General features: G+C 74.0%; 17 protein-coding genes. 11 read left to right on the top strand and 6 right to left on the bottom strand.

Annotated elements, in window-relative coordinates; translation table 11 throughout:
- Nucleotides 1–38: 38 nt before the first annotated feature.
- The gene (locus ACN27D_RS30335) at nt 39–1,436 is read right to left on the bottom strand and encodes a glycosyltransferase family 4 protein (protein WP_421500637.1); all 1,398 of its coding nucleotides are present in this window, start codon (nt 1,434–1,436) and stop codon (nt 39–41) included.
- Between the two features lie 320 nt (nt 1,437–1,756).
- On the opposite strand from ACN27D_RS30335, the gene glgX reads away from it, so the two are divergent.
- From glgX to ACN27D_RS30355, 4 genes are all read left to right on the top strand, one after another.
- A complete protein-coding gene (gene glgX, locus ACN27D_RS30340) occupies nt 1,757–3,877 on the top strand; it encodes a glycogen debranching protein GlgX (RefSeq protein WP_421500638.1) in 2,121 nt (706 codons plus the stop codon).
- 3 nt (nt 3,878–3,880) lie between these two features.
- On the top strand, nt 3,881–6,181 hold the full coding sequence (gene treY, locus ACN27D_RS30345) for a malto-oligosyltrehalose synthase (protein WP_421500639.1): 2,301 nt from the start codon (nt 3,881–3,883) through the stop codon (nt 6,179–6,181).
- Entirely contained in the window at nt 6,178–7,911 is a 1,734-nt protein-coding gene (gene treZ / locus ACN27D_RS30350) for a malto-oligosyltrehalose trehalohydrolase (protein ID WP_421500640.1), read from the top strand. The genes treY and treZ overlap by 4 nt, the downstream gene beginning before the upstream one ends.
- A 155-nt stretch (nt 7,912–8,066) precedes the next feature.
- Nucleotides 8,067–8,714, top strand: a complete 648-nt coding sequence (locus tag ACN27D_RS30355; RefSeq protein WP_421500641.1) for a maleylpyruvate isomerase family mycothiol-dependent enzyme — start codon at nt 8,067–8,069, stop codon at nt 8,712–8,714.
- A gap of 97 nt (nt 8,715–8,811) precedes the next feature.
- Here ACN27D_RS30355 and map read toward each other — a convergent pair whose 3' ends face one another.
- Entirely contained in the window at nt 8,812–9,585 is a 774-nt protein-coding gene (gene map / locus ACN27D_RS30360) for a type I methionyl aminopeptidase (RefSeq protein WP_358176137.1), read from the bottom strand.
- Nucleotides 9,586–9,651: 66 nt separating this feature from the next.
- Between map and ACN27D_RS30365 the strand changes: the two genes are divergently transcribed.
- The 3 genes from ACN27D_RS30365 (at nt 9,652) to bla (ending at nt 11,745) form a co-directional block, all read left to right on the top strand.
- The gene (locus tag ACN27D_RS30365) at nt 9,652–9,942 is read left to right on the top strand and encodes a helix-turn-helix domain-containing protein (RefSeq protein ID WP_120570145.1); all 291 of its coding nucleotides are present in this window, start codon (nt 9,652–9,654) and stop codon (nt 9,940–9,942) included.
- Nucleotides 9,943–9,987: 45 nt separating this feature from the next.
- Nucleotides 9,988–10,596: a DUF6518 family protein gene (locus ACN27D_RS30370; RefSeq protein WP_393378711.1), complete on the top strand. Its 609-nt coding sequence runs from the start codon at nt 9,988–9,990 to the stop codon at nt 10,594–10,596.
- Nucleotides 10,597–10,836: 240 nt separating this feature from the next.
- Entirely contained in the window at nt 10,837–11,745 is a 909-nt protein-coding gene (gene bla, locus ACN27D_RS30375; protein WP_393378836.1) for a class A beta-lactamase, read from the top strand.
- 13 nt (nt 11,746–11,758) lie between these two features.
- On the opposite strand, the gene ACN27D_RS30380 is transcribed toward bla, so the two are convergent.
- Nucleotides 11,759–13,237 carry a glutamate--cysteine ligase gene (locus ACN27D_RS30380; RefSeq protein ID WP_421500642.1) on the bottom strand — a complete coding sequence of 493 codons (1,479 nt, stop codon included), beginning with the start codon at nt 13,235–13,237 and terminating at the stop codon, nt 11,759–11,761.
- Nucleotides 13,238–13,393: 156 nt separating this feature from the next.
- Between ACN27D_RS30380 and ACN27D_RS30385 the strand changes: the two genes are divergently transcribed.
- The gene (locus ACN27D_RS30385; protein ID WP_121685700.1) at nt 13,394–13,765 is read left to right on the top strand and encodes a DUF3817 domain-containing protein; all 372 of its coding nucleotides are present in this window, start codon (nt 13,394–13,396) and stop codon (nt 13,763–13,765) included.
- Here the strand turns inward: ACN27D_RS30385 and ACN27D_RS30390 are convergent.
- On the bottom strand, nt 13,746–14,636 hold the full coding sequence (locus tag ACN27D_RS30390) for an alpha/beta fold hydrolase (RefSeq protein ID WP_120573808.1): 891 nt from the start codon (nt 14,634–14,636) through the stop codon (nt 13,746–13,748). The two genes, ACN27D_RS30385 and ACN27D_RS30390, sit on opposite strands and share 20 nt — an antisense overlap.
- A 41-nt stretch (nt 14,637–14,677) precedes the next feature.
- Complete coding sequence (locus tag ACN27D_RS30395) at nt 14,678–15,226, bottom strand: hypothetical protein (protein WP_421500643.1); 549 nt, start codon at nt 15,224–15,226, stop codon at nt 14,678–14,680.
- 142 nt (nt 15,227–15,368) lie between these two features.
- On the opposite strand from ACN27D_RS30395, the gene ACN27D_RS30400 reads away from it, so the two are divergent.
- Genes ACN27D_RS30400 through ACN27D_RS30410 form a run of 3 tightly spaced genes read left to right on the top strand, consistent with a single transcriptional unit; the run spans nt 15,369 to nt 19,332 of the window.
- On the top strand, nt 15,369–16,493 hold the full coding sequence (locus tag ACN27D_RS30400) for a Vms1/Ankzf1 family peptidyl-tRNA hydrolase (RefSeq protein WP_421500644.1): 1,125 nt from the start codon (nt 15,369–15,371) through the stop codon (nt 16,491–16,493).
- Nucleotides 16,486–18,234, top strand: a complete 1,749-nt coding sequence (locus ACN27D_RS30405) for a thiamine pyrophosphate-binding protein (protein ID WP_421500645.1) — start codon at nt 16,486–16,488, stop codon at nt 18,232–18,234. Before ACN27D_RS30400 ends, ACN27D_RS30405 begins: the two co-directional genes overlap by 8 nt.
- Before the next feature lie 51 nt (nt 18,235–18,285).
- Nucleotides 18,286–19,332: an iron-containing redox enzyme family protein gene (locus ACN27D_RS30410; protein ID WP_421500646.1), complete on the top strand. Its 1,047-nt coding sequence runs from the start codon at nt 18,286–18,288 to the stop codon at nt 19,330–19,332.
- 108 nt (nt 19,333–19,440) lie between these two features.
- On the opposite strand, the gene ACN27D_RS30415 is transcribed toward ACN27D_RS30410, so the two are convergent.
- Entirely contained in the window at nt 19,441–19,665 is a 225-nt protein-coding gene (locus ACN27D_RS30415) for a CDGSH iron-sulfur domain-containing protein (protein ID WP_364809514.1), read from the bottom strand.
- Nucleotides 19,666–19,753: the final 88 nt, after the last annotated feature.

The following is a 19,753-nucleotide window of genomic DNA, read 5'->3' on the forward strand; positions in this document are numbered from 1 at the left end:
AGATCGCGGGGGAGAGGGGGAGAGGGGCCGGGGGAGGGCTAGCGGAGGCCGGCGGCGGTGAGGAGGTTGCCCTCAGGGACTCGCGGGGTGGTGTGGCCGTGTGCCATGCGGTGCTGGGCGCGGGCGGCGGTGAACGCCGGGTCGCCGGCGATGGCGGCGGCGTACGCGGCGGCCGTGCGGGACGCGATGGCGGCCCAGCCGTACCTCTCGTGCACCATGGCGCGGGCCCGCCGGGCGAGCGCACGCGCCCGGTCCCGGTCGGACAGCAGCGTGTGCACCGCCTCGGCCAGCCCGTCCGGGTCGTGCGGGGCGAACGTCACGCCGGTGACGCCCGGCTCGACGATCTCGGCCAGCCCGCCGGTACGGGCCACCGCCAGCGGCGCGCCCGCGGCTGCCCCTTCCAGCGCCACCATGCCGAACGGCTCGTAGATGCTCGGCACCGCGAAGCAGTCCGAGGCGGCCATCACCGCGGGCAGGTCGGTGCCGCCGAGGAACCCGGGCATGCTCACAGTCGCGCCCAGTCCGAGGCGGTGCACCTCGGCCTCCAGGTCCGCCTTGTACGGCCCGTCGCCGACGATCACCGCGCGCAGCCCAGGGTGCCGGTCGCGCAGCCGGGGCAGCCCGGCCAGCAGGTGCTGCACGCCCTTCTCGTACACCAGGCGGCCGGCGAACGTGACCAGCGGGCCGTCGGCGGCGAACCGGGCCCGGGCGGCGGCGACCGCCGACGCGGGCACCCGCCAGCGGTGCGGCTCGACGCCGTTGGGCACCACGTCGACCCGGGCGGCGTCCACGCCGAAGAGCGCGCCCACCTCGTCGCGCATGTAACCGGAGCAGACGATCACCCGGCCGGACTCGCCGGCGAGCCAGTGTTCGACGCCGTGGATGGTGCGGTTCATCTCCTCGGGCAGCCAGCCCTGGTGCCGGCCCGCCTCGGTGGCGTGGATGGTGCTGACCAGCGGCACGTCCAGGTGCTCGCGCAGCGTCATCGCGGTGTGCGCGACGAGCCAGTCGTGGGCGTGGATGACGTCGTAGGAGCCGGTGGAGGCGGCGCGCAGCGCGGCCCGGGTCAGGGTGTGGTTGAACGCCATGGTCCAGGCCAGCAGTGATCCGGTGGCGAGGGGGAACGTGACCGGGTCCTCGGCGGCGCGGACGATGCGCACGCCGTCGGCGTACTCCTCCAGGGGAGCGCCCTCGGCGTGGCGGGTGACGACTGTGACCTCGTGCCCGGCGGCGGCCAGCGCCACGGAGAGCGCGTGGACGTGGCGGCCGAGGCCACCGACGAGCACCGGCGGGTACTCCCACGACAGCATCAGGATGCGCCGAGGCCGGGGCCCGGCCCCGGCCGGCGACGGGGGCGCCGGCCGGGAGGTGAGGGTGGGCCGGTGGAGCCGGTCCGTCGCGGTGGCGGGCTGAGCGCCGACCCGCAGAGTGGTCACGTCGATCTCCGTCCATGCATGGTGAGGCACGCCGGCATCGGTGGCGGCGACGAGCGGTGGTGGTGAGGGGTGGCCGAACGGCCGGGCGGGCCCGCGCGCGCGTGGGCCCGGATCCAGGAAAGTCCATCTGCCGCCGGTCCGCATCTTGAAAAGGGCGATCGTGACGGATGACACCCGAACGTCTGTCCGGACTCAGGAGGGCGGATTCGGTTACGGTCCGAACGGGTGGATTGACGGCGGGTACGACTGGGCATCACCGGCGTGCGCATCGGCGGTGCCCCCTGTCCGGTGCGCTCACGATCATGGGCCGAAGGAGCGACATGCAGGTCTGGCCGGGCGAGAGCTACCCCCTCGGCGCCACGTACGACGGGATGGGCACCAACTTCGCGATCTTCTCCGAGGTGGCGGAGAAGATCGAGCTGTGCCTGTTCGACGAGTGGGACATCGGCACCGAGCGCCGGGTGGAGCTGCGCGAGGTCGACGCGTACGTGTGGCACGCCTACATCCCCGGCATCGAGCCCGGCCAGCGCTACGGCTACCGGGTGCACGGGCCGTGGAACCCGGCCGAGGGGCTGCGCTGCAATCCGCACAAGCTGCTGCTCGACCCGTACGCGAAGGCGGTCGACGGGGAGGTCACCTGGGATCCGTCGGTCTACGACTACGAGGTCGGCGGCGACCCGGACCGGATGAACACCGCCGACTCGGCGCCGTACATGCCGAAGTCGGTGGTGGTGAACCCGTACTTCGACTGGGGCAACGACCGGCCGCCGCGCACCCCGTACCACCACTCGGTGATCTACGAGGCGCACGTGCGCGGCCTGACCATGCGCCACCCGGACATCCCGGAGGAGCTGCGCGGCACGTACGCGGCGATCGCCTCGCCGGTGATGATCGAGCACTTCAAGCGGCTCGGCGTGACGGCGGTGGAGCTGATGCCGGTGCACGAGTTCGTGCACGACCACCGCCTGGCGGACCTGGGGCTGCGCAACTACTGGGGCTACAACACCATCGGCTTCTTCGCCCCGCACCACGGCTACTCCGCGCTGGGCCGCCTGGGCCAGCAGGTGCAGGAGTTCCGGGGCATGGTCAAGGCGCTGCACGCCGCAGGCATCGAGGTCATCCTCGACGTGGTCTACAACCACACCGCCGAGGGCAACCACCTCGGGCCGTCGCTGAGCTTCAAGGGCATCGACACCCCGAGCTACTACCGCCTCTCGGAGGAGGACCGGCGCTACTTCGTCGACTACACCGGCACCGGCAACAGCCTCAACGTCCGCAGCCCGCACTCACTGCAACTGATCATGGATTCGTTGCGCTACTGGGTCACCGAGATGCACGTCGACGGCTTCCGGTTCGACCTGGCCGCCACGCTGGCCCGCGAGTTCTACGAGGTGGACCGCCTGTCCACCTTCTTCGAGGTGGTGCAGCAGGACCCGGTGGTCGGCCGGGTCAAGCTCATCGCCGAGCCGTGGGACGTCGGCCCCGGCGGCTACCAGGTCGGCAACTTTCCGCCACAGTGGACCGAGTGGAACGGCAAGTACCGCGACACCGTACGCGACTTCTGGCGCGGCGAGCCGGCCACGCTCGCCGAGTTCGCCTCCCGCATCTCCGGCTCCGCCGACCTCTACCAGGACGACGGCCGCCGCCCGTTCCACAGCATCAACTTCGTCACCTGCCACGACGGGTTCACGCTCACCGACCTGGTCTCCTACAACGACAAGCACAACGAGGCCAACGGCGAGGACAACCGGGACGGGGAGAGCCACAACCGGTCCTGGAACTGCGGCGTCGAGGGCGAGACCGACGACCCGGGCGTGCTGGCGCTGCGGGCCCGGCAGCGGCGCAACTTCCTGGCCACGCTGATCCTGTCCCAGGGCGTGCCGATGCTCGGCCACGGCGACGAACTGGGCCGCACCCAGCGCGGCAACAACAACGCCTACTGCCAGGACAGCGAGCTGGCCTGGGTGGACTGGGACCGGGCCGACACCGAGCTGCTGGACTTCGTCCGCCGGCTCACCGACTTCCGCAACCGGCACCAGGTGTTCCGCCGCCGCCGCTTCTTCACCGGCCTGCCGGTGGGTGGCCGAGCCGCCGGATCCGGGCTGCCGGACCTGGCCTGGTACACCCCGGACGGCCGGGAGATGACCGGCGAGGACTGGGGAAACGACTTCGGCCGCTCGGTCGCCCTGTTCGTCAACGGCGACGGCATCGGCGAACGCGGCCAGTACGGCCAGCGCCACCGCGACGACTCCTTCCTGCTGCTGTTCAACGCGCACGACGCGCCGCTGGACTTCACGCTGCCCGGCGAGGAGTTCGGCACCCGGTGGGAACTGGTGATCAGCACCGCGGAACCCGATCCGGAGAAGACGACGCTCGTCGAGGCGGGCGGCACGGTCTGCGTGCCTGACCGCTCGCTGCTGGTCCTGGAGAGGACGGCCTGAGCCATGCGCGACACCCCCCGCTCGACCTACCGGGTCCAGGTGCGGCCCGGCTTCGACCTGGACGCCACGGCCGAGCTGGCGGGATACCTCGCCGCGCTCGGCGTCACCCACCTCTACACCGCGCCCCTGCTCACCGCCACGCCCGGCTCCACGCACGGCTACGACGTGGTGGACCACCGCGCGGTCAACCCGCAGCTCGGCGGCGAGGCCGCCCGGGCGCGGCTGGTCCGGGCGCTGCGCGCGGCCGGGCTGGGCCTGGTCGTGGACATCGTGCCCAACCACGCCGGGGTGGCCCGGCCCGAGGCCAACCCGGCCTGGTGGGACGTGCTGCGGCGAGGACGCGACTCGGCGTACGCGCGCTGGTTCGACATCGACTGGGACCGCGGCCGGCTGCTGCTGCCGGTGCTCGCCGACACCGCCGACGCGCTCGACGACCTGAAGCTCGTCGACGGGGAGCTGCGCTACCACGAACACCGCTTCCCGATCGCCGACGGCACCGGCGACGGGACCCCCCGGCAGGTGCACGACCGGCAGCACTACGAGCTGGTGAACTGGCGGCGCGGCGACGCCGAGCTGACGTACCGCCGGTTCTTCGCCGTGTCCGACCTGGCCGGCCTGCGGGTGGAGGACCCGGAGGTCTTCGACGCCACCCACGCGGAGATCCTGCGCTGGGTCGACGCCGGGGAGGTCGACGGCATCCGCGTCGACCACCCGGACGGGCTGCGCGACCCGGCCGGCTACCTGGCCCGGTTGCGCGCCGCCGCGCCGCAGCGCTGGCTGGTGGTGGAGAAGATCCTGGAGTACGGCGAGGACCTGCCGGACTGGCCGGTCGACGGCACCACGGGCTACGACGCGCTGGCCGCCGTGTCCGGGCTGTTCGTCGACCCGGACGCCGAACCGGAGTTCACCACGCTCGACGGCCGGCTGACCGGGCGGCACACCTCCTGGGCCGACCTGACACACACCACCAAGCTGGAGGCCGCCACCCGGCTGCTCGCCGCCGAGCTGACCCGGCTGGCCGCGCTGGTGCCGGAGCTGCCGGGCGAGCAGGTCCGCGCCGCCCTGGCCGAGCTGGCCGCGTGCTTCCCGGTCTACCGCGGCTACCCGCCCTCCGGCGCCCGGCACCTGGCCGCCGCCCGCAGCGAGGCCGGTCGCCGCCGGCCCGACCTGACCGGCGTGCTGGACGCGGTCACCGCCCGGCTGCGCGACCCCGGCCACGAGCTGGCCGCCCGGTTCCCGCAGTTCACCGGCGCGGTGATGGCCAAGGGCGTGGAGGACACCGCGTACTACCGGTGGAGCCGGTTCGTCGCCCTCAACGAGGTCGGCGGCAGCCCGGCCCACTTCGGCGTACCGGCGGCCGAGTTGCACCGCTTCGCCGCCAGCCGGCACGTGCGCTGGCCGGCGAGCATGACCGCGCTCTCCACCCACGACACCAAGCGCGGCGAGGACGTCCGCGCCCGGCTCGCGGTGCTGTCCGAGCTGCCCGGCCGCTGGGCCGAGCGGGTCGCCGACTGGATGTCGCGCGCGCCGCTGGCCGACCCCGCGCTGGCCCACCTGCTCTGGCAGACCGCCGTCGGGGCGTGGCCGATCGAACGGGAACGACTGCACGGGTACGCCGAGAAGGCCGCCCGGGAGGCGTCGGTCACCACGAGCTGGGCCGACCCCGACGCGGCCTTCGAGCACGAGCTGCACGCCCTGGTCGACCGGATGTACGACGACCCGGAACTGCACGCCCAGATCACCGCGTTCGCCGCCGAGATCACCCCGCCCGGCTGGTCCAACGCGCTCGGACAGAAGCTGGTCCAGCTCGCCATGCCCGGCGTGCCCGACGTCTACCAGGGCACCGAACTGTGGGAGAACTCGCTCGTCGACCCGGACAACCGCCGGCCGGTCGACTTCGCCGTACGCCGGGACATGCTGGCCCGGCTCGACGCCGGCTGGCGGCCCGCGGTGGCCGGCGACGGCGCGGCCAAGCTGCTCGTGGTGTCCCGGACGCTGCGGCTGCGCCGCGACCGCCCGGACCTGTTCGGCGGCTACCGGCCGGTGCCGGCACGCGGCCCGGCCGCCGCGCACGCGGTGGCCTTCGACCGGGGCGGCGCGGTCGCGGTCGCGACCCGGCTGCCGCTGCGGCTGGCCCGCTCCGGCGGCTGGCGGGACACGACCGTGTCACTTCCCGTTCATCAGTGCACCGACTTGTTCACCGGGCGGGTCTACAGTGGTTCTGAGCTGCTCCTTCATGATCTGCTGAGCACCTATCCCGTCGCCCTCCTCGCACCCACCGACTCTGTGGAGGCCGCCGCATGACCGAGTTCACGGTGTGGGCGCCCGAGGCCGCCCGGGTGCGGCTGCGCCTGCCCGGCGTCGCCGACCACGCGATGCGTCAAGGGCTGGACGGCTGGTGGCGGGTCGAGGTGCCCGGCGCCGGGCCGGGCACCGACTACGCGTTCCTGCTCGACGACGACGACCAGGCCCTGCCCGATCCCCGCTCGGCCTGGCAGCCGGCCGGGGTGCACGGGCCGAGCCGGCTCTACGACCACGCGGCGTTCGGCTGGACCGACGCCGCCTGGACCGGCCGGCAGCTGCCCGGCAGCGTGCTGTACGAGCTGCACATCGGCACGTTCACCCCCGACGGCACGTTCGACGGGGCGATCGCGAAGCTCGACCACCTGGTCGACCTCGGCGTGGACATGGTCGAGCTGCTGCCGGTGAACGCGTTCAACGGCGAGTACAACTGGGGCTACGACGGCGTCTGCTGGTACGCCCCGCACGAGCCCTACGGCGGACCGGACGGCCTGAAACGGTTCGTCGACGCCGCGCACGCCAAGGGCCTGGGGGTGATCCTCGACGTCGTCTACAACCATTTCGGGCCCTCCGGGGCCTACGCGCCGCGGTTCGCGCCGTACCTCACCGAGCAGAGCAACACCTGGGGCCGCACGGTAAACCTGGACGGCCCGCACTCCGACGGGGTACGCCGCTACATCGCCGACAGCGTGCTGGGCTGGCTGCGCGACTACCACGTCGACGGGCTGCGGCTGGACGCCGTGCACGCCATGCCCGACGGCCGGGCCGTGAACTGGCTGGAGGAGGTCGCCGCCGAGGTGGAGGCGCTGTCCACGCACCTCGGACGCCCGCTGTCGCTGATCGCCGAGAGCGACCTCAACGACCCGCGCCTGATCACGCCCCGCGAGGCGGGCGGGTACGGCCTGCACGCCCAGTGGAACGACGACGCCCACCACGCGCTGCACACGCTGCTCACCGGCGAGCGGCAGGGCTACTACGGCGACTTCGGCTCCCTGGAATGCCTCACCGACGTGCTGACCGGCGGGTTCTTCCACGCCGGCACCTGGTCCAGCTTCCGCGGCCGCAGCCACGGCCGTCCGGTCGACCGGCAGCGCACGCCCGGCCACCGCTTCGTGGCGTACCTGCAGAACCACGACCAGATCGGCAACCGGGCCACCGGCGACCGGATCTCCGCCACACTGTCGCCCGGCCTGCTGCGCGTCGGGGCGACGCTGCTGATGACCGCGCCGTTCACGCCGATGCTGTTCATGGGGGAGGAGTGGGCGGCCTCCACGCCGTGGCAGTTCTTCACCAGCCACCCCGAGCCGGAACTGGCGACGGCGGTGGCCACCGGCCGCAGGCGCGAGTTCGCCGGCCACGGCTGGGCCACCGACGACGTCCCCGACCCGCAGGACCCGCAGACGTTCCTGCGGTCCCGGCTGGACTGGGCCGAGCTGGACAAGCCGGAGCACCGCGAGACGTACGACCTGTACCGGCGGCTGATCGCGCTGCGCCGCTCCCGGGCCGACCTGTCCGACCCCCGGCTGGACCGGGTCGACGTACGCCACGGCGACCGGTTCCTGGTGATGCGGCGCGGCGACACGCTCGTGGTGGCGAACCTGGCCGGCCGGGCGCAGCGGATCAACCTGCCCGGCGTGGTACGCCGGGTGCTGCTCGCCACGTCCGAGGGCGTCACGGTCATGCGCGACGGCATCGAACTGCCGCCGGAGTCGGCCGCGATCGTGGCGCTCTGACCGCTTGCCGGCGTCAATCTTGGACTTGTGGCGCCTCGAAGGTCCCACCTGTCCGGTTCGTGAACCACCACTACTCCAAGATCGGCGGAGCGGGGGGCGGTGAGTTCGCGGCGGGAGCGTGGTCCTACCTCCGATGGCCCGACCCTGGAGGTTCCATGTCCGACACGCTGACCCGCCGCGAGTTGTGGGCGCTCGCGCACGCCGAGCGCGCCGCCCTGGCCGACGATCTCACCGGGCTCGACGCGGCGCAGTGGGGGCGGCCCTCCCTGTGCAGCCGCTGGTCCGTGGAGGAGACGCTCGCGCACATGACCGCGGCGGCGAGCGTCGGCCGCGCCCGCTGGGTCGTCAGCGTGCTCGGCGCCCGGTTCGACTTCGACCTGCACAACGACCGCCGGCTGGCCGAGCACCGGGGCGCCGACCCGGGGGAGACGCTCGACCGGTTCCGCCGGATCGTCGGCAGCACCACGTCGACGTTCGGGCCGACCGAGGCGTGGCTCGGTGAGGTGGTCGTGCACGCCCAGGACATCCGGCGTCCGCTCGGCCTGACCCGCACGCCCTCGGTCGAGGCCGTCACGCCGGTGGCCCGCTTCTTCGCCGGCCGGGACTTCACGGTGGCCGGCCGCAGTGCGGTCGAGGGCCTGCGGGTGGAGGCGACCGACGGGCCGTTCAGCGCCGGGGCCGGCCCGCTGGTCAGTGGCACCACGCTCGCGCTGATGATGGCGATGGCCGGACGGGCCGCCTACTGCGACGACCTCACCGGGCCCGGCGTGCAGACGCTGCGGGAGCGCTGCACGCCCGCCTGACGACGCCCGGGGGCGGAACGGGAGCGCACGCCCGCTTGACGGCGCCCGGCGGCGGAACGCGGAGGGCCGTCGTGCCGGACGCCGGGCCCGGTGAGGGTCACGACCTCGGCAGCGTCAGGATCTCCGCGCCGTCGTCGGTGATGGCGATGGTGTGCTCGCTGTGCGCGGTACGGCAGCCCGTCGCGCTGCGCAGCGTCCACCCGTCGGCGTCGGTGACCAGCGTGGCGGTGTCCGCCATCACCCAGGGTTCCAGCGCCAGCAGCAGCCCGGGACGCAGCGTGTAGCCGCGCCCGGCCCGCCCGGTGTTCGACACGTGCGGGTCCTGGTGCATCGTCGACCCGACGCCGTGACCGCCGAACTCGGTGTTGACCGAGTATCCGGCCTCGGTGAGGACCGAGCCGATGGCGTGCGAGAGGTCTCCGACGCGGGCGCCGGGACCGGCGGCGGCGATCCCGGCGCGCAGCGCCCGTTCGGTGGCGTCGATGAGCGCGACGCTCTCCGCGGGCCGGGCGTCGCCGACGAGGAAGCTGATCGCGGAGTCGGCCACCACCCCGCCCAGCGAGACGGCCAGGTCGAGGCTCAGCAGGTCGCCGTCGGCGAGCGTGTAGTCGTGCGGCAGTCCGTGCAGCACCGCGTCGTTGACCGAGGTGCAGATGTAGTGGCCGAACGGCCCGCGTCCGAAGGACGGCGCGTAGTCGACGTAGCAGGACTGCGCCCCGGCCTCGGCGATCATGCGCTGGGCCTGCCTGTCGATGTCGAGCAGGTTGGTGCCGACGGTGGTGCTGCCGCGCAGCGTCTGCAGGATGTGGGCGACCAGGGCGCCGGTGTCCCGCGCCCGCCGGACGTCGGTGGGGCTCAGGATCTCGATCATGCAGGCGCCTTCCTCGCGGAACCAATAAGTATCCCGGCCATGTTATCCCGGTATTAGAATCCTGGCATGGTCAGGTTGCCCCTCACTCCCGCCGAGGTCGAGCGCGGGCAGCGCCTCGGCGCGCTCCTGCGGCGAGCGCGGGGTGAGCGTTCGATGCTGCTCACCGCGCTCGACGCGGGCGTCTCCCCGGAGACGCTCCGGAAGATCGAGTCCGGCCGGGTCGCCACGCCGGCGTTTCCCACCATCGCGGCCATCGCCGACGTCCTCGGCCTCTCCCTCGACGAGGTGTGGTCGGAGATCAACAGGTCCGACGGCGCGGTGCGTCTCACGCCGTCCGAGCGGCGGCTGGCCTCGTAGGGCCGCCTCGCCGAGCCGGTGAGCATACTGAGTATGCTCCCACGCATGCCACCCTCACGTCGCACCGTCGCCCTCGTCGTCCCCGTCGCCGGCTTCCTGCTCGGCTTCCTGGACTTCGTCTGGATCAAGTGGGTGCCGTTCCCGTTCGCCGAACTCGGCAACTCCACCGCCACCTGGGCGGTCGCCGCGTTCGCACTGGGCTGGTGGATCCGGTCGGGCGCGGTGCGCGCCGCCGTCGCGGCCAGCGTCCTGCTCATCGTCGCGGTGCCCAGCTACTACCTCGCGGCGACGCTGCTCCAGGGCGACGACCTCGCCGTGATCTGGTCGCCCACCTCGATCGTCTGGATGGCGTTCGGCGTGGTGGCGGGCGTGGTGTTCGGCGTCGCCGGCATCTGGGCGCGGACCGAGGGATGGCGCCGCGTCGTCGGGACCGCGCTGCCGGTGGCCGTGTTCGTCGAGGAGGCGCTGCGGTTCGCGCTGAAGTCGCGGTCCGGCTATCCCGGCGCGTGGTGGAACGTGGCGATCGACCTCGCGCTCGCCGCGCTGCTGGTGGTGCTGGTCGGCCGGTCCGCCCGGGTGCGGCTGCTCGCCGCCGCGGTGGCGCTGCCGCTGGCCGCGGCGGGCGCGGTCACGTTCGCCGCCGTAGCGGGCTGACCTGCCCCGTCGGCCGGACGAGCCGCCGCGCCGGCCGAGGCGGCGGGCCGGCCCAGGCAGCGAGCCACCGGGCCTGCCAAGGCGGCGAGCCACAGTGCCGGCCAACGGCGGCGGGCCACAGCGCCGACCGAGGCGGCGACCACCGGCCCGACCGGGATCGGCGACAATGGCCCGGGAACGGCGTGGTCCGGACGACGGGGGAGGAAACGGGTGATCCGACGGCAGGTGCTCGCGGCGGCGATGCTCACGGCGACGGCTCTGGTGGCCGGCTGCACGGAGGACCGGCCCGAAGCCGCGCCGCCCACCAGCGCCCCGGCCACATCCACGCCGAGCGCCACACCGAACGCCACACCGAGCGCCGAGCCTGTGCCCGCACCGGCCGAGCTGGCGGCGCTGGAGCGGCGCTCCGGCGCCCGGATCGGCGTCTTCGCCGTCGACACCGGCACCGGCCGCACCCTCGCGCACCGCGCCGACGAGCGGTTCGCGTACGCCTCGACGTGCAAGGCGCTCGCGGCCGGCGCGATGCTGGCCGCCACGTCCGACGCCGAGCGGGACCGGGTGGTCCGCTACCGGCGGGCGGACCTGGTGGCGCACTCCCCGGTGACCGAACGGCACGTGGAGACCGGGATGGCGCTGCGGGACGCCGCCGAGGCGGCGGTGCGGTACAGCGACAACACCGCCGGCAACCTGCTGTTCGACGCGCTCGGCGGCCCGGCCGGCTTCGCGCGGGCGCTACGGGAGGTGGGCGACCAGGTCACCAGGCCGGCCCGTACCGAACCGGAGCTCAACGCGGCCACGCCCGGCGACGAGCGCGACACCAGCACGCCCCGCGCGCTGGCCGGCTCGCTGCGGGCGTACGCGCTGGGTGAGGCCTTGCGGCCCGCGGACCGCGACCTGCTGCTCGGCTGGATGCGGGCCAGCACCACCGGGAGCGGGCTGGTCCGGGCCGGCGTGCCGGCCGGCTGGCAGGTGGCGGACAAGTCCGGCACCGGCGGGTACGGCACCCGCAACGACATCGCCGTGGTGTGGCCGCCGGACCGGGCGCCGATCGTGCTCGCGGTCATGACCAGCCGCGACAGCCGCGACGCGAAGCCCGACGACGCGCTGGTCGCACAGGCGGCGCGGGCGACGGTGACCGCGTTGCGCTGACGGGAGGCCCGGTTCAGGGGATCGGCCACTCGTGCACCGGCCGGTTGCTGTGCATCAGGTCGACGTAGTGGCGGACCACCTCGCGCAGCGCCGCCGGCCGGTCCATGTGGTCGGCCGACTCCAGCCGGTGCAGCGTCTCCACCTGCCACGTCGCGCCGTTGCGGCCGGTCAGGCAGCGCTGCTCGACGATGCCGAGCAGCCGGTCCCGTTCCGCCGGGTCCAGGCCCCACCGGTCCAGCCCGTGGTGGGCAATCGGCAGCAGCCGGCGCAGCACCAGCTCGGTCACCGGCAGGTAGCCCAGCCCGGGCCAGTACACCTGGGCGTCGATGCCGTGCCGGGCGCAGGCGTTGAAGTTCTCCTCGGCCGCGCTGAACGACATCTGCGACCACAGCGGACGGTCGGACTCGGCGAGCGCCCGGACCAGGCCGAAGTAGAACGCGCCGTTGGCGACCGTGTCCAGCACCGTCGGCCCGGCCGGCAGCACCCGGTTCTCCACCCGCAGGTGCGGCCGGCCCTTGAGCACGTCGTAGACCGGCCGGTTCCACCGGTAGATGGTGCCGTTGTGCAGGCGCAGTTCGGCCAGCTTCGGCACTCCGCCGCTGTGCAGCGTGGTGGCCGGGTCCTCCGCGTCGCAGACCGGCAGCAGCGCCGGGAAGTAGCGCACGTTCTCCTCGAACAGGTCGAACACCGAGGTGATCCAGCGTTCGCCGAACCACACCCGCGGGCGTACGCCCTGGGCCTTGATCTCCTCCGCCCGGGTGTCGGTGGCCTGCTGGAACAGCGGCACACGGGTCTCGCGCCACAACTCCCGGCCGAAGAACAGCGGGGAGTTCGCGCCGAGCGCCACCTGGACGCCGGCGATCGCCTGCGCGGCGTTCCAGTAGTCGGCGAACTGCGCCGGGCTGACCTGGAGGTGGAACTGGGTGCTGGTGCACGCCGCCTCCGGCGTGATCGTGTCGGCGGTGGTGGCCAGCCGCTCCACCCCGCTGATCGCGATCGGCAGATCCTCGCCGCGGGCGGCGAAGATCTGCTCGTTGAGCAGCGCGTACCGGGGATTGGCCGACAGCGTCTCGGCGGTCAGGTGCTCCGGACGCAGCGTCGGCAGGATGCCGACCATCACCATGTGCGCGCCGACCGCGCGGGCCTTGGACTCGGCGGCGTTCAGGCTGGCCCGCACGTGCTCCTCGAACGCGGCGGTGCCGGTGCCGGCGAGCCGCCGCGGCTCGACGTTGATCTCCACGTTGAACTGGCCCAGTTCGGTCTGGAACGCCGGGTCGGCGATCGCCTCCAGCACGTCGGCGTTGCGCATGGCCGGGTCGAAGCCGTCGTCGACCAGGTTCAGTTCGATCTCCAGGCCGGTCATCGGCCGCTCCACGTCGAACCGGGACTCGCGCAGCATCTCGGCGAACACGTCCAGGCACCGCCGGACCTTCTCGCGATAGCGGGCCCGGTCCTCCCGGCTGAAGGTACGCACGCCGACGTCCTCGCCCATGGTCACCACCCTGTCACCGTTGGTTCTTCCCAACCTCGCACGGAGTGGCGGGTCAGGAAAGGCCCGGAGGCCCTTTTCTGTACCCCGTGGCGGCCCCGGTGATCCCCGTCGCGGGGCAGCGGGTTCCGTCCGGGCGGCCCGGCCCGGGCGGCTAGCATGGCCGCCGACGGCGAAGGGGAGTGGCTGATGCGCGACGGGTGGATCCGGGCGTTCGTGGTGGCGGCGTTCGCCGAGGGATGCTCGTGGGCGGCGCTGCTGGCCGGCATGGCGGTCAAGTACGGCCCGCCCGGCAACGAGATCGGCGTGAAGATCTTCGGCCCCGTCCACGGTGCGCTGTTCGTGGTCTACGGCCTGCTGGCGCTCGTGGTGGCCCTGCGGCGCCGCTGGACGCTCGTGCAGACCGGGCTGGCCCTGGCCAGCGCGGTGCCCCCGTTCGCCACGGTGCTGTTCGAGCGCTGGGCGAGCCGCCGGGGCCTGCTCGACGCGCCGGCTCCGGTGGAGAAGCCGCTCACCCCGGCCGGTCGCTGACCGAGGCGAGGTCCTCCGCGAGGAAGCCGGCCAGCACGTCGGTCAGCTCCCGCGGCGCCTCCTCGGCCATGTGGTGCCCGGACGGGATCGACGCCGTCCGCACGTCGTCGGCCCAGTCGCGCCAGATCGCGGCCGGGTCGCCGTAGAGGTCGACCATGTCGTCGCGCTCGGACCAGGCGAACAGCACCGGGCAGCCGATCCGCCGCCCGGCAGCCCGGTCCGCGTCGTCCGCCGCCCGGTCCGGGCCGAGCCCGGCCCGGTAGTCCTCGCACATGGCGTGCACCGTGGCCGGATCGTGGATGGCGCGGCGGTAGTCGGCGTACGCCTGCTCGCCCATCTGCTCCGGTGATCCGCCGTACCACGCGTCCGGATCGGCGTTGATCACCCGCTCGGCCGGCTTGGCGAGCTGACCGAGGAAGAACCAGTGCCACCAGCGGGCGGCGAACCGGGCGTCGCAGCGGGCCAGCGCCTCACCGATCGGCACCCCGTCCAGCACGCCGAGGCGGCTCACCCGGTCCGGGTGGTCCAGGGCGGTCCGCATGGCCACGTACGCGCCGCGGTCGTGCCCGATCACCGCGGCCCGGCGGTGCCCGAGCGCGTCGAGCAGGCCCACCACGTCCGCGGCCATCGCCCGCTTGGAGTAGACCGTGTGCTCCGGGTCGCTCGGCGGCTTCGACGAGCCGCCGTAGCCGCGCAGGTCCGGGCAGATCACCGTGTGCCGGGCGGCCAGCCGCGGCGCCACCCGGTGCCAGGTCGCATGGGTACGCGGGTGCCCGTGCAGCAGCACCACCGGTGGCCCGGAGCCGCCGTGGCGTACGCGCAGGCGCACCGCGCCGACGTCGATCTCGGTGAGCGTGAATCCGGGGAACATGGCCGCACCGGTGCCCACCGGCGGCCGGACGGAAACCCGCGCTACGTCAGCGCCGAGCAGGCGGCCACGCCGAGCAGCAGCACGGCGCCGAGCATCGCCTGGAGGAGCAGCGCCGGTCCCAGGTGCGACCAGAGCGTCGCGGTACGCGGGGTGAGCAGCTGACCGGTGGTCAGGTTGACGATCCGCTCGATCCGCGGCGGCAGGTCCTCGTCGCGTTGCGCCCGCAGCGTGAGCTGGACGTGGTCGCCGGGGTGCAGCGCGCTCTGCGGCAGGTGGCCGTGCAGTTCGACCTCGACCAGCCGGCCGGTGGCGTCGCGCACCCGGACCGGGGTGACTAGGAACTCCGGCCCCTTCTTCAGCTCCTTGAAGCTGCGCCGGGCCCCGCCGCCGCCACTGCTGAGCAACGCGCGCACCACCTTCAGCAGCAGCCCCACCACTCCCGCGGCGGTCAGCACCGCGACCAGCGCGGGCTGCCCGACCCGGACCTCCCGCGCGTAACCCTCCATCAACCGGACCAGACGCCCGGTGACGACGCGTTCCGCCGGGTGGACGACGCGTCGGGTGTACAGCTCCGTATTCATGTTCACCACCGAGAGTCCCGTTCCGTGCACAGATGGTATCGGCCCTTCGGGTTGAACGACGTGAATGAACGGTGGTCACGCCCGGGCGGCCGGCAGGTGAACTCCGCCGGGGCGCGGGTATGCGTGCGGCCGAGCCGGAAAGGGGTCGAGCATGCAGCTGTCCTTCCTGCGCCCGCTCTACGACCGTCCCGGGCCGTGGTGCTCGGTGTACATGGACGCCTCCCGCGACACCCAGGACGCGCGAGCGCAGGTCGACCTGCGCTGGCGGGCCCTCAAGGGCGACCTGCTGGGGCAGGGCGCCGACCCGGTCACCGTCGAGGCGGTGGAGGAGGTCGTGCGCCGGCACCAGCCGATGCCCGGCGACTACGGCATCGCCGTGTTCGCCAGCCGGGGCCGCGTGGTGCTCACCGAGTACCTGTCCGCGCCGCCGCTGCGCGACCTGGCGAGCTGGTCGGCGCTGCCGCACACCATGCCGCTCGTGGCCCAGCGGGGCGAGCAGGTGGCCTGGGTGCGGGTGCTGGCCGACCGTACCGGCGCGGACGCGATGGCGGTCAGCGCCGGCGGGGTGCCCCGGCGGGCCCAGGTGCGGGGCGGGCAGAGCCGCCAGCTGCGCCGGGTGCAGCCGGGCGGCTGGTCGCAGTCCCGCTACCAGCGCGCCGCGATGGAGGCGTGGCACCAGAACGCCGGTGACGCCGCCGCGGCCACCGCCGACCTGGCCGAGCGCGTCGGCGCGGACGTCGTCGTGGTGGCCGGGGACGTCCGGGCCACCGGCATGATCGCCGCCCAGCTCCCCGCCCGCTGGCAGGACGTGCTGGTACGCACCGACGCGGGTGCCCGCGATGTGGGCGCCGACGACACGCTGATGGACGACATCACGGTGCAGACCGTCGCCGAGGTCGCCGACCGGCGGATCGCCGCCGCGCTGGACCGCTTCGGCGTCCAGGAGGACGTCGGCGCCGGACTCGACGCCGTGGTCTCCGCGCTGCAACGCAACCAGGTCGACACCATGCTCATCGTGGACGACCCGTCGGCCGACGGCGAGCTGTGGGTGGGCCCCGAGCCGACCGAGATCGCCACCGACCCGGCGCAGCTGGCCGGCATGTCGGTGGCCGACCCGCAGCGGGTTCGCGCCGACGCGGCGCTGCTGCGCGCGCTGATCGGCACCGACGCGGACCTGACGGTGCTCGCGCCCGAGGAGGCGCCGGAGCTGACCGACGGGGTCGGCGCGGTGCTGCGCTACGTCGACGCGAGCACGCCGGGGCGGGGCAATGGCTGAGCGCATCGTCGCCGACCTGGTGGTCGAACGCCTGCGGGCCTGGCGGGTACCGCGGGTCTTCGGCTGTCCGGGCGCGGCGATCGCCCCACTCGTGGGCGCGCTCGACGACGCGGGCGGGGACCCGGCTTTCGTCCCCGCCCGGCACGAGGAGACCGCCTCGTACATGGCCACCGGGCACGCGAAGTTCACCGGCGGCGTCGGGGTGTGCCTGGCGACCCAGGGCCCGAGCGCGGTGCACCTGCTCAACGGGCTCTACGACGCCAAGCTCGACAGCAAGCCGGTGGTCGCGATCATCGGCGAGGACGTCACCGGCCCGCTCGGCGGCGCGCACGAGGAGATCGGGCTGAGCCGGCTGTTCGGCGACGTGTGCAACCAGTTCGTCCGCTACGGCCGCAGCCCGGAACAGGTGCCGACGCTGCTGGACCAGGCGTTCCGTACCGCCGCGGCGACCCGCAGCCCGACCTGCGTGGTGCTGCCGCGCGCGTTGCAGGTCACCGCCGTACCGGACCTGCTGCCGCAGACCGCCGGGGTGGTCACCGCGACGCCCGGCGAGCCGCTGGCCCGGGTGCTGCCGCACGACGCCGACCTGGACGCCGCCGCGTCGCTGCTCGGCAACGGGCGGCGGGTGGCGATGCTCGTCGGCCAGGGCGCGCACGGCGCGGCCGAGGAGATCGTCGCGCTCGCCGACCGGCTCGGCGCGGGCGTCGCCACGTCGCTGCTGGGCAAGCCGGTCCTCGACGAGCGGCTGCCGTTCCACACCGGCGTGCTCGGCGAGGTCGGCACCACCGCCGCCGCGCAGCTCATGGGCTCCTGCGACACGCTGTTGATGATCGGCACCAACGACCCGTGGACCGACTGGTTCCCGATGCCGGGCCAGGTACGCACCATCCAGATCGACATCGACGGCCGGCGCATCGGCACCCGCTACCCGGTGGACGTGCCGCTCGTCGGCGACGCCGCCGAGACGCTGCGGGCGCTGCTGACCCGGGTGCCGGAGAATCCCCACCGCGAGTGGCGGTGCATGGTGGAGAAGATGGTGGACCGGTGGCGGGAGACCGCGGCCGAGCGCGCCGGCGCCCCGGCCGAGCCGGTCAACCCGCAGCTCGTGCTCCGCGAACTGTCCGCCCGGCTGCCCCGGCACGCCGGCGTCGCCGTCGACGTCGGCTCGGTCATCTACTGGTACGCCCGGCACCTGGAGCTGCCGCCCGGGGTGCGGGCGCAGTTGTGCGGCACGCTCGGCTCGACGGGCTGCGCCCTGCCGTACGCGGTCGCGGCCAAGCTGGCCCGCCCGGACGAGCCGGTGCTCGCGCTGCTCGGCGACGGCGCGATGCAGCTCAACGGCCTGGCCGAGCTGATCACTGTGACCCACCACTGGACGCGGTGGCGTGACCCCCGCCTGATCGTGCTGGTGCTGAACAACCGGGACCAGTCCGGCGTGGGCGGCGGGCGGACGCCCGGGGGGCGGCGCTCCGACGTGCCGTACGCCGGGTGGGCCCGCCTGCTCGGGCTGCACGGCGTCCGGGTGGACCGGCCGGACCTGGTCGGACCCGCCTGGGACGAGGTGCTCGCGGCCGACCGGCCGGCCGTCCTGGAGGCGGTGGTGGACCCGGCCGTGCCGCTGGACGCGCCCGAACCGGCGCTGGCCGACCTGCGCGGCCTGGTGTCCGACGGGGACGCCGCCCGCCGGGTGCGGGAGCGGGTGATCCAGACCGAGGCCATCGCGGCGGACGAGGTCGTTTAGCCGGATCACTCCGGGGCACTGCGACCAGGCACAACTGTCCCGGGAGGTTCCATGTCCGTTGTCGCCGACCGTCGTTACGGCCCCGCCCCGCTTCCCGCGGCGCGCGGGCCGGTCTCCGCGGCGCTGCTGGCCGCGCTGCGCGACACTCCCCGGGAACTGCCGGCCGGGCTGGGCGCCGCGTTCGACGCGGTGGCCGCGCCGCTGACCGACGAGGATCTCCAGCTCACCCTGTTCCTCTGCTACGAGCTGCACTACCGGGGCTGGTCCGGCGTCGACGAGGCGTGGGAGTGGGAGCCGTCGCTGCTGGCGCTGCGCGCCCGCGCCGAGCGGCCGTTCGAGGCGGCGCTGCGCGAGCTGGCCGGCCCGCCGCCGGCGGTGCTGCCGGCCGCCGTGCCGGGCGCGCTGGCCGATCTGGTGGCCGCCGGCGACGGCCCGCCGCTGGCCGCCACGCTGCAACGCCGCGCCGACCTCGACCGGTTCCGCGAGTTCGTCACCCACCGTTCGATCTACCACCTGCGCGAGGCCGACCCGCACAGCTGGGCGCTGCCCCGGCTCGGCGGCCCGGCGAAGGCGGCGCTCGTGGAGATCCAGACCGACGAGTACGGCAACGGCCGGCTGGACCGGATGCACGCCGAGCTGTTCCGTACCACGATGGACCGGCTCGGCCTGGACACCGGTTACGCCGCCCACCTGGACCGGGTGCCGGCGGTGACGCTGGCGACCAACAACCTGATGTCGCTGTTCGGCCTGCACCGGCGGCTGCGCGGGGCGCTGCTCGGGCACCTGGCGGCGTACGAGATGACCTCGTCGCTGCCGAACCGCCGCTACGGCAACGGGCTGCGCCGGCTCGGCTTCGACGCGGTCGCCACGCGCTTCTACGACGAGCACGTCGAGGCCGACGCCGTGCACGAGCAGATCGCCGCGTACGACATGTGCGGCGGGCTGGTCCGGGCCGAGCCGGCGCTCGCGTCCGACGTGCTGTTCGGCGCCGCCGCCGCGCTGGCCGTGGACGCCCTGTTCGCCGCGCACCTGCTCGACGCCTGGTCGGCCGGGGAGTCCTCCCTGCGCCCGCCCACCCAGATCCTCGCCGCAGCCTGACCCCCCGGCACCGTCCCCCGCGATCTTGCGGTTGCGGCCCTCGGGGTGCCCGGTTCGCGAGGTTTGCCGGGTATCCAAGTGCAAGATCGCGGGGAGGGGTCGCGGGGGTCAGGGCTCGCGGTCGCTGCCGGCGCGGAAGCCCGACACCTTGTGCGTGCCGTCGCAGAACGGCTTGATCGCGCTCTTGCCGCACCGGCACAGCGCCACGGTGCCCCGGCGCGTCTCGATCGGCGTGCCCTCGGGCGTGACGAGCGCGAAGTCGCCGCGCACCAGCAGGGGTCCGTCCCGGTACGGGGTGATGGTCGCGGCCGGGGTGCTCTCGTCGTCGGGCATGCGCGGTGCAGTGCCCGTCCCGGTCCGGCCCAAACCCGCACCCGCGCGCCGTTGCGCCCGCGACGGTGGGCACGCGGCGCGACGGCGT

The organism is Micromonospora sp. WMMD1274 (genome assembly GCF_049179035.1).
Lineage (GTDB): Bacteria > Actinomycetota > Actinomycetes > Mycobacteriales > Micromonosporaceae > Micromonospora > Micromonospora tulbaghiae.

What these genes read in the sequence shown, in the direction of transcription:
- ACN27D_RS30355 (WP_421500641.1), top strand. Translation starts at nt 8,067, where the DNA reads ATGTCCGACACGCTGACCCGCCGCGAGTTGTGGGCGCTCGCGCACGCC.
- ACN27D_RS30405 (WP_421500645.1), top strand. Translation starts at nt 16,486, where the DNA reads ATGGCTGAGCGCATCGTCGCCGACCTGGTGGTCGAACGCCTGCGGGCC.
- ACN27D_RS30370 (WP_393378711.1), top strand. Translation starts at nt 9,988, where the DNA reads ATGCCACCCTCACGTCGCACCGTCGCCCTCGTCGTCCCCGTCGCCGGC.
- bla (WP_393378836.1), top strand. Translation starts at nt 10,837, where the DNA reads ATGCTCACGGCGACGGCTCTGGTGGCCGGCTGCACGGAGGACCGGCCC.
- treY (WP_421500639.1), top strand. Translation starts at nt 3,881, where the DNA reads ATGCGCGACACCCCCCGCTCGACCTACCGGGTCCAGGTGCGGCCCGGC.
- treZ (WP_421500640.1), top strand. Translation starts at nt 6,178, where the DNA reads ATGACCGAGTTCACGGTGTGGGCGCCCGAGGCCGCCCGGGTGCGGCTG.
- ACN27D_RS30410 (WP_421500646.1), top strand. Translation starts at nt 18,286, where the DNA reads ATGTCCGTTGTCGCCGACCGTCGTTACGGCCCCGCCCCGCTTCCCGCG.
- ACN27D_RS30365 (WP_120570145.1), top strand. Translation starts at nt 9,652, where the DNA reads ATGGTCAGGTTGCCCCTCACTCCCGCCGAGGTCGAGCGCGGGCAGCGC.
- ACN27D_RS30400 (WP_421500644.1), top strand. Translation starts at nt 15,369, where the DNA reads ATGCAGCTGTCCTTCCTGCGCCCGCTCTACGACCGTCCCGGGCCGTGG.
- map (WP_358176137.1), bottom strand. Translation starts at nt 9,585, where the DNA reads ATGATCGAGATCCTGAGCCCCACCGACGTCCGGCGGGCGCGGGACACC.
- ACN27D_RS30390 (WP_120573808.1), bottom strand. Translation starts at nt 14,636, where the DNA reads ATGTTCCCCGGATTCACGCTCACCGAGATCGACGTCGGCGCGGTGCGC.
- glgX (WP_421500638.1), top strand. Translation starts at nt 1,757, where the DNA reads ATGCAGGTCTGGCCGGGCGAGAGCTACCCCCTCGGCGCCACGTACGAC.
- ACN27D_RS30380 (WP_421500642.1), bottom strand. Translation starts at nt 13,237, where the DNA reads ATGGGCGAGGACGTCGGCGTGCGTACCTTCAGCCGGGAGGACCGGGCC.
- ACN27D_RS30385 (WP_121685700.1), top strand. Translation starts at nt 13,394, where the DNA reads ATGGCCGCCGACGGCGAAGGGGAGTGGCTGATGCGCGACGGGTGGATC.
- ACN27D_RS30415 (WP_364809514.1), bottom strand. Translation starts at nt 19,665, where the DNA reads ATGCCCGACGACGAGAGCACCCCGGCCGCGACCATCACCCCGTACCGG.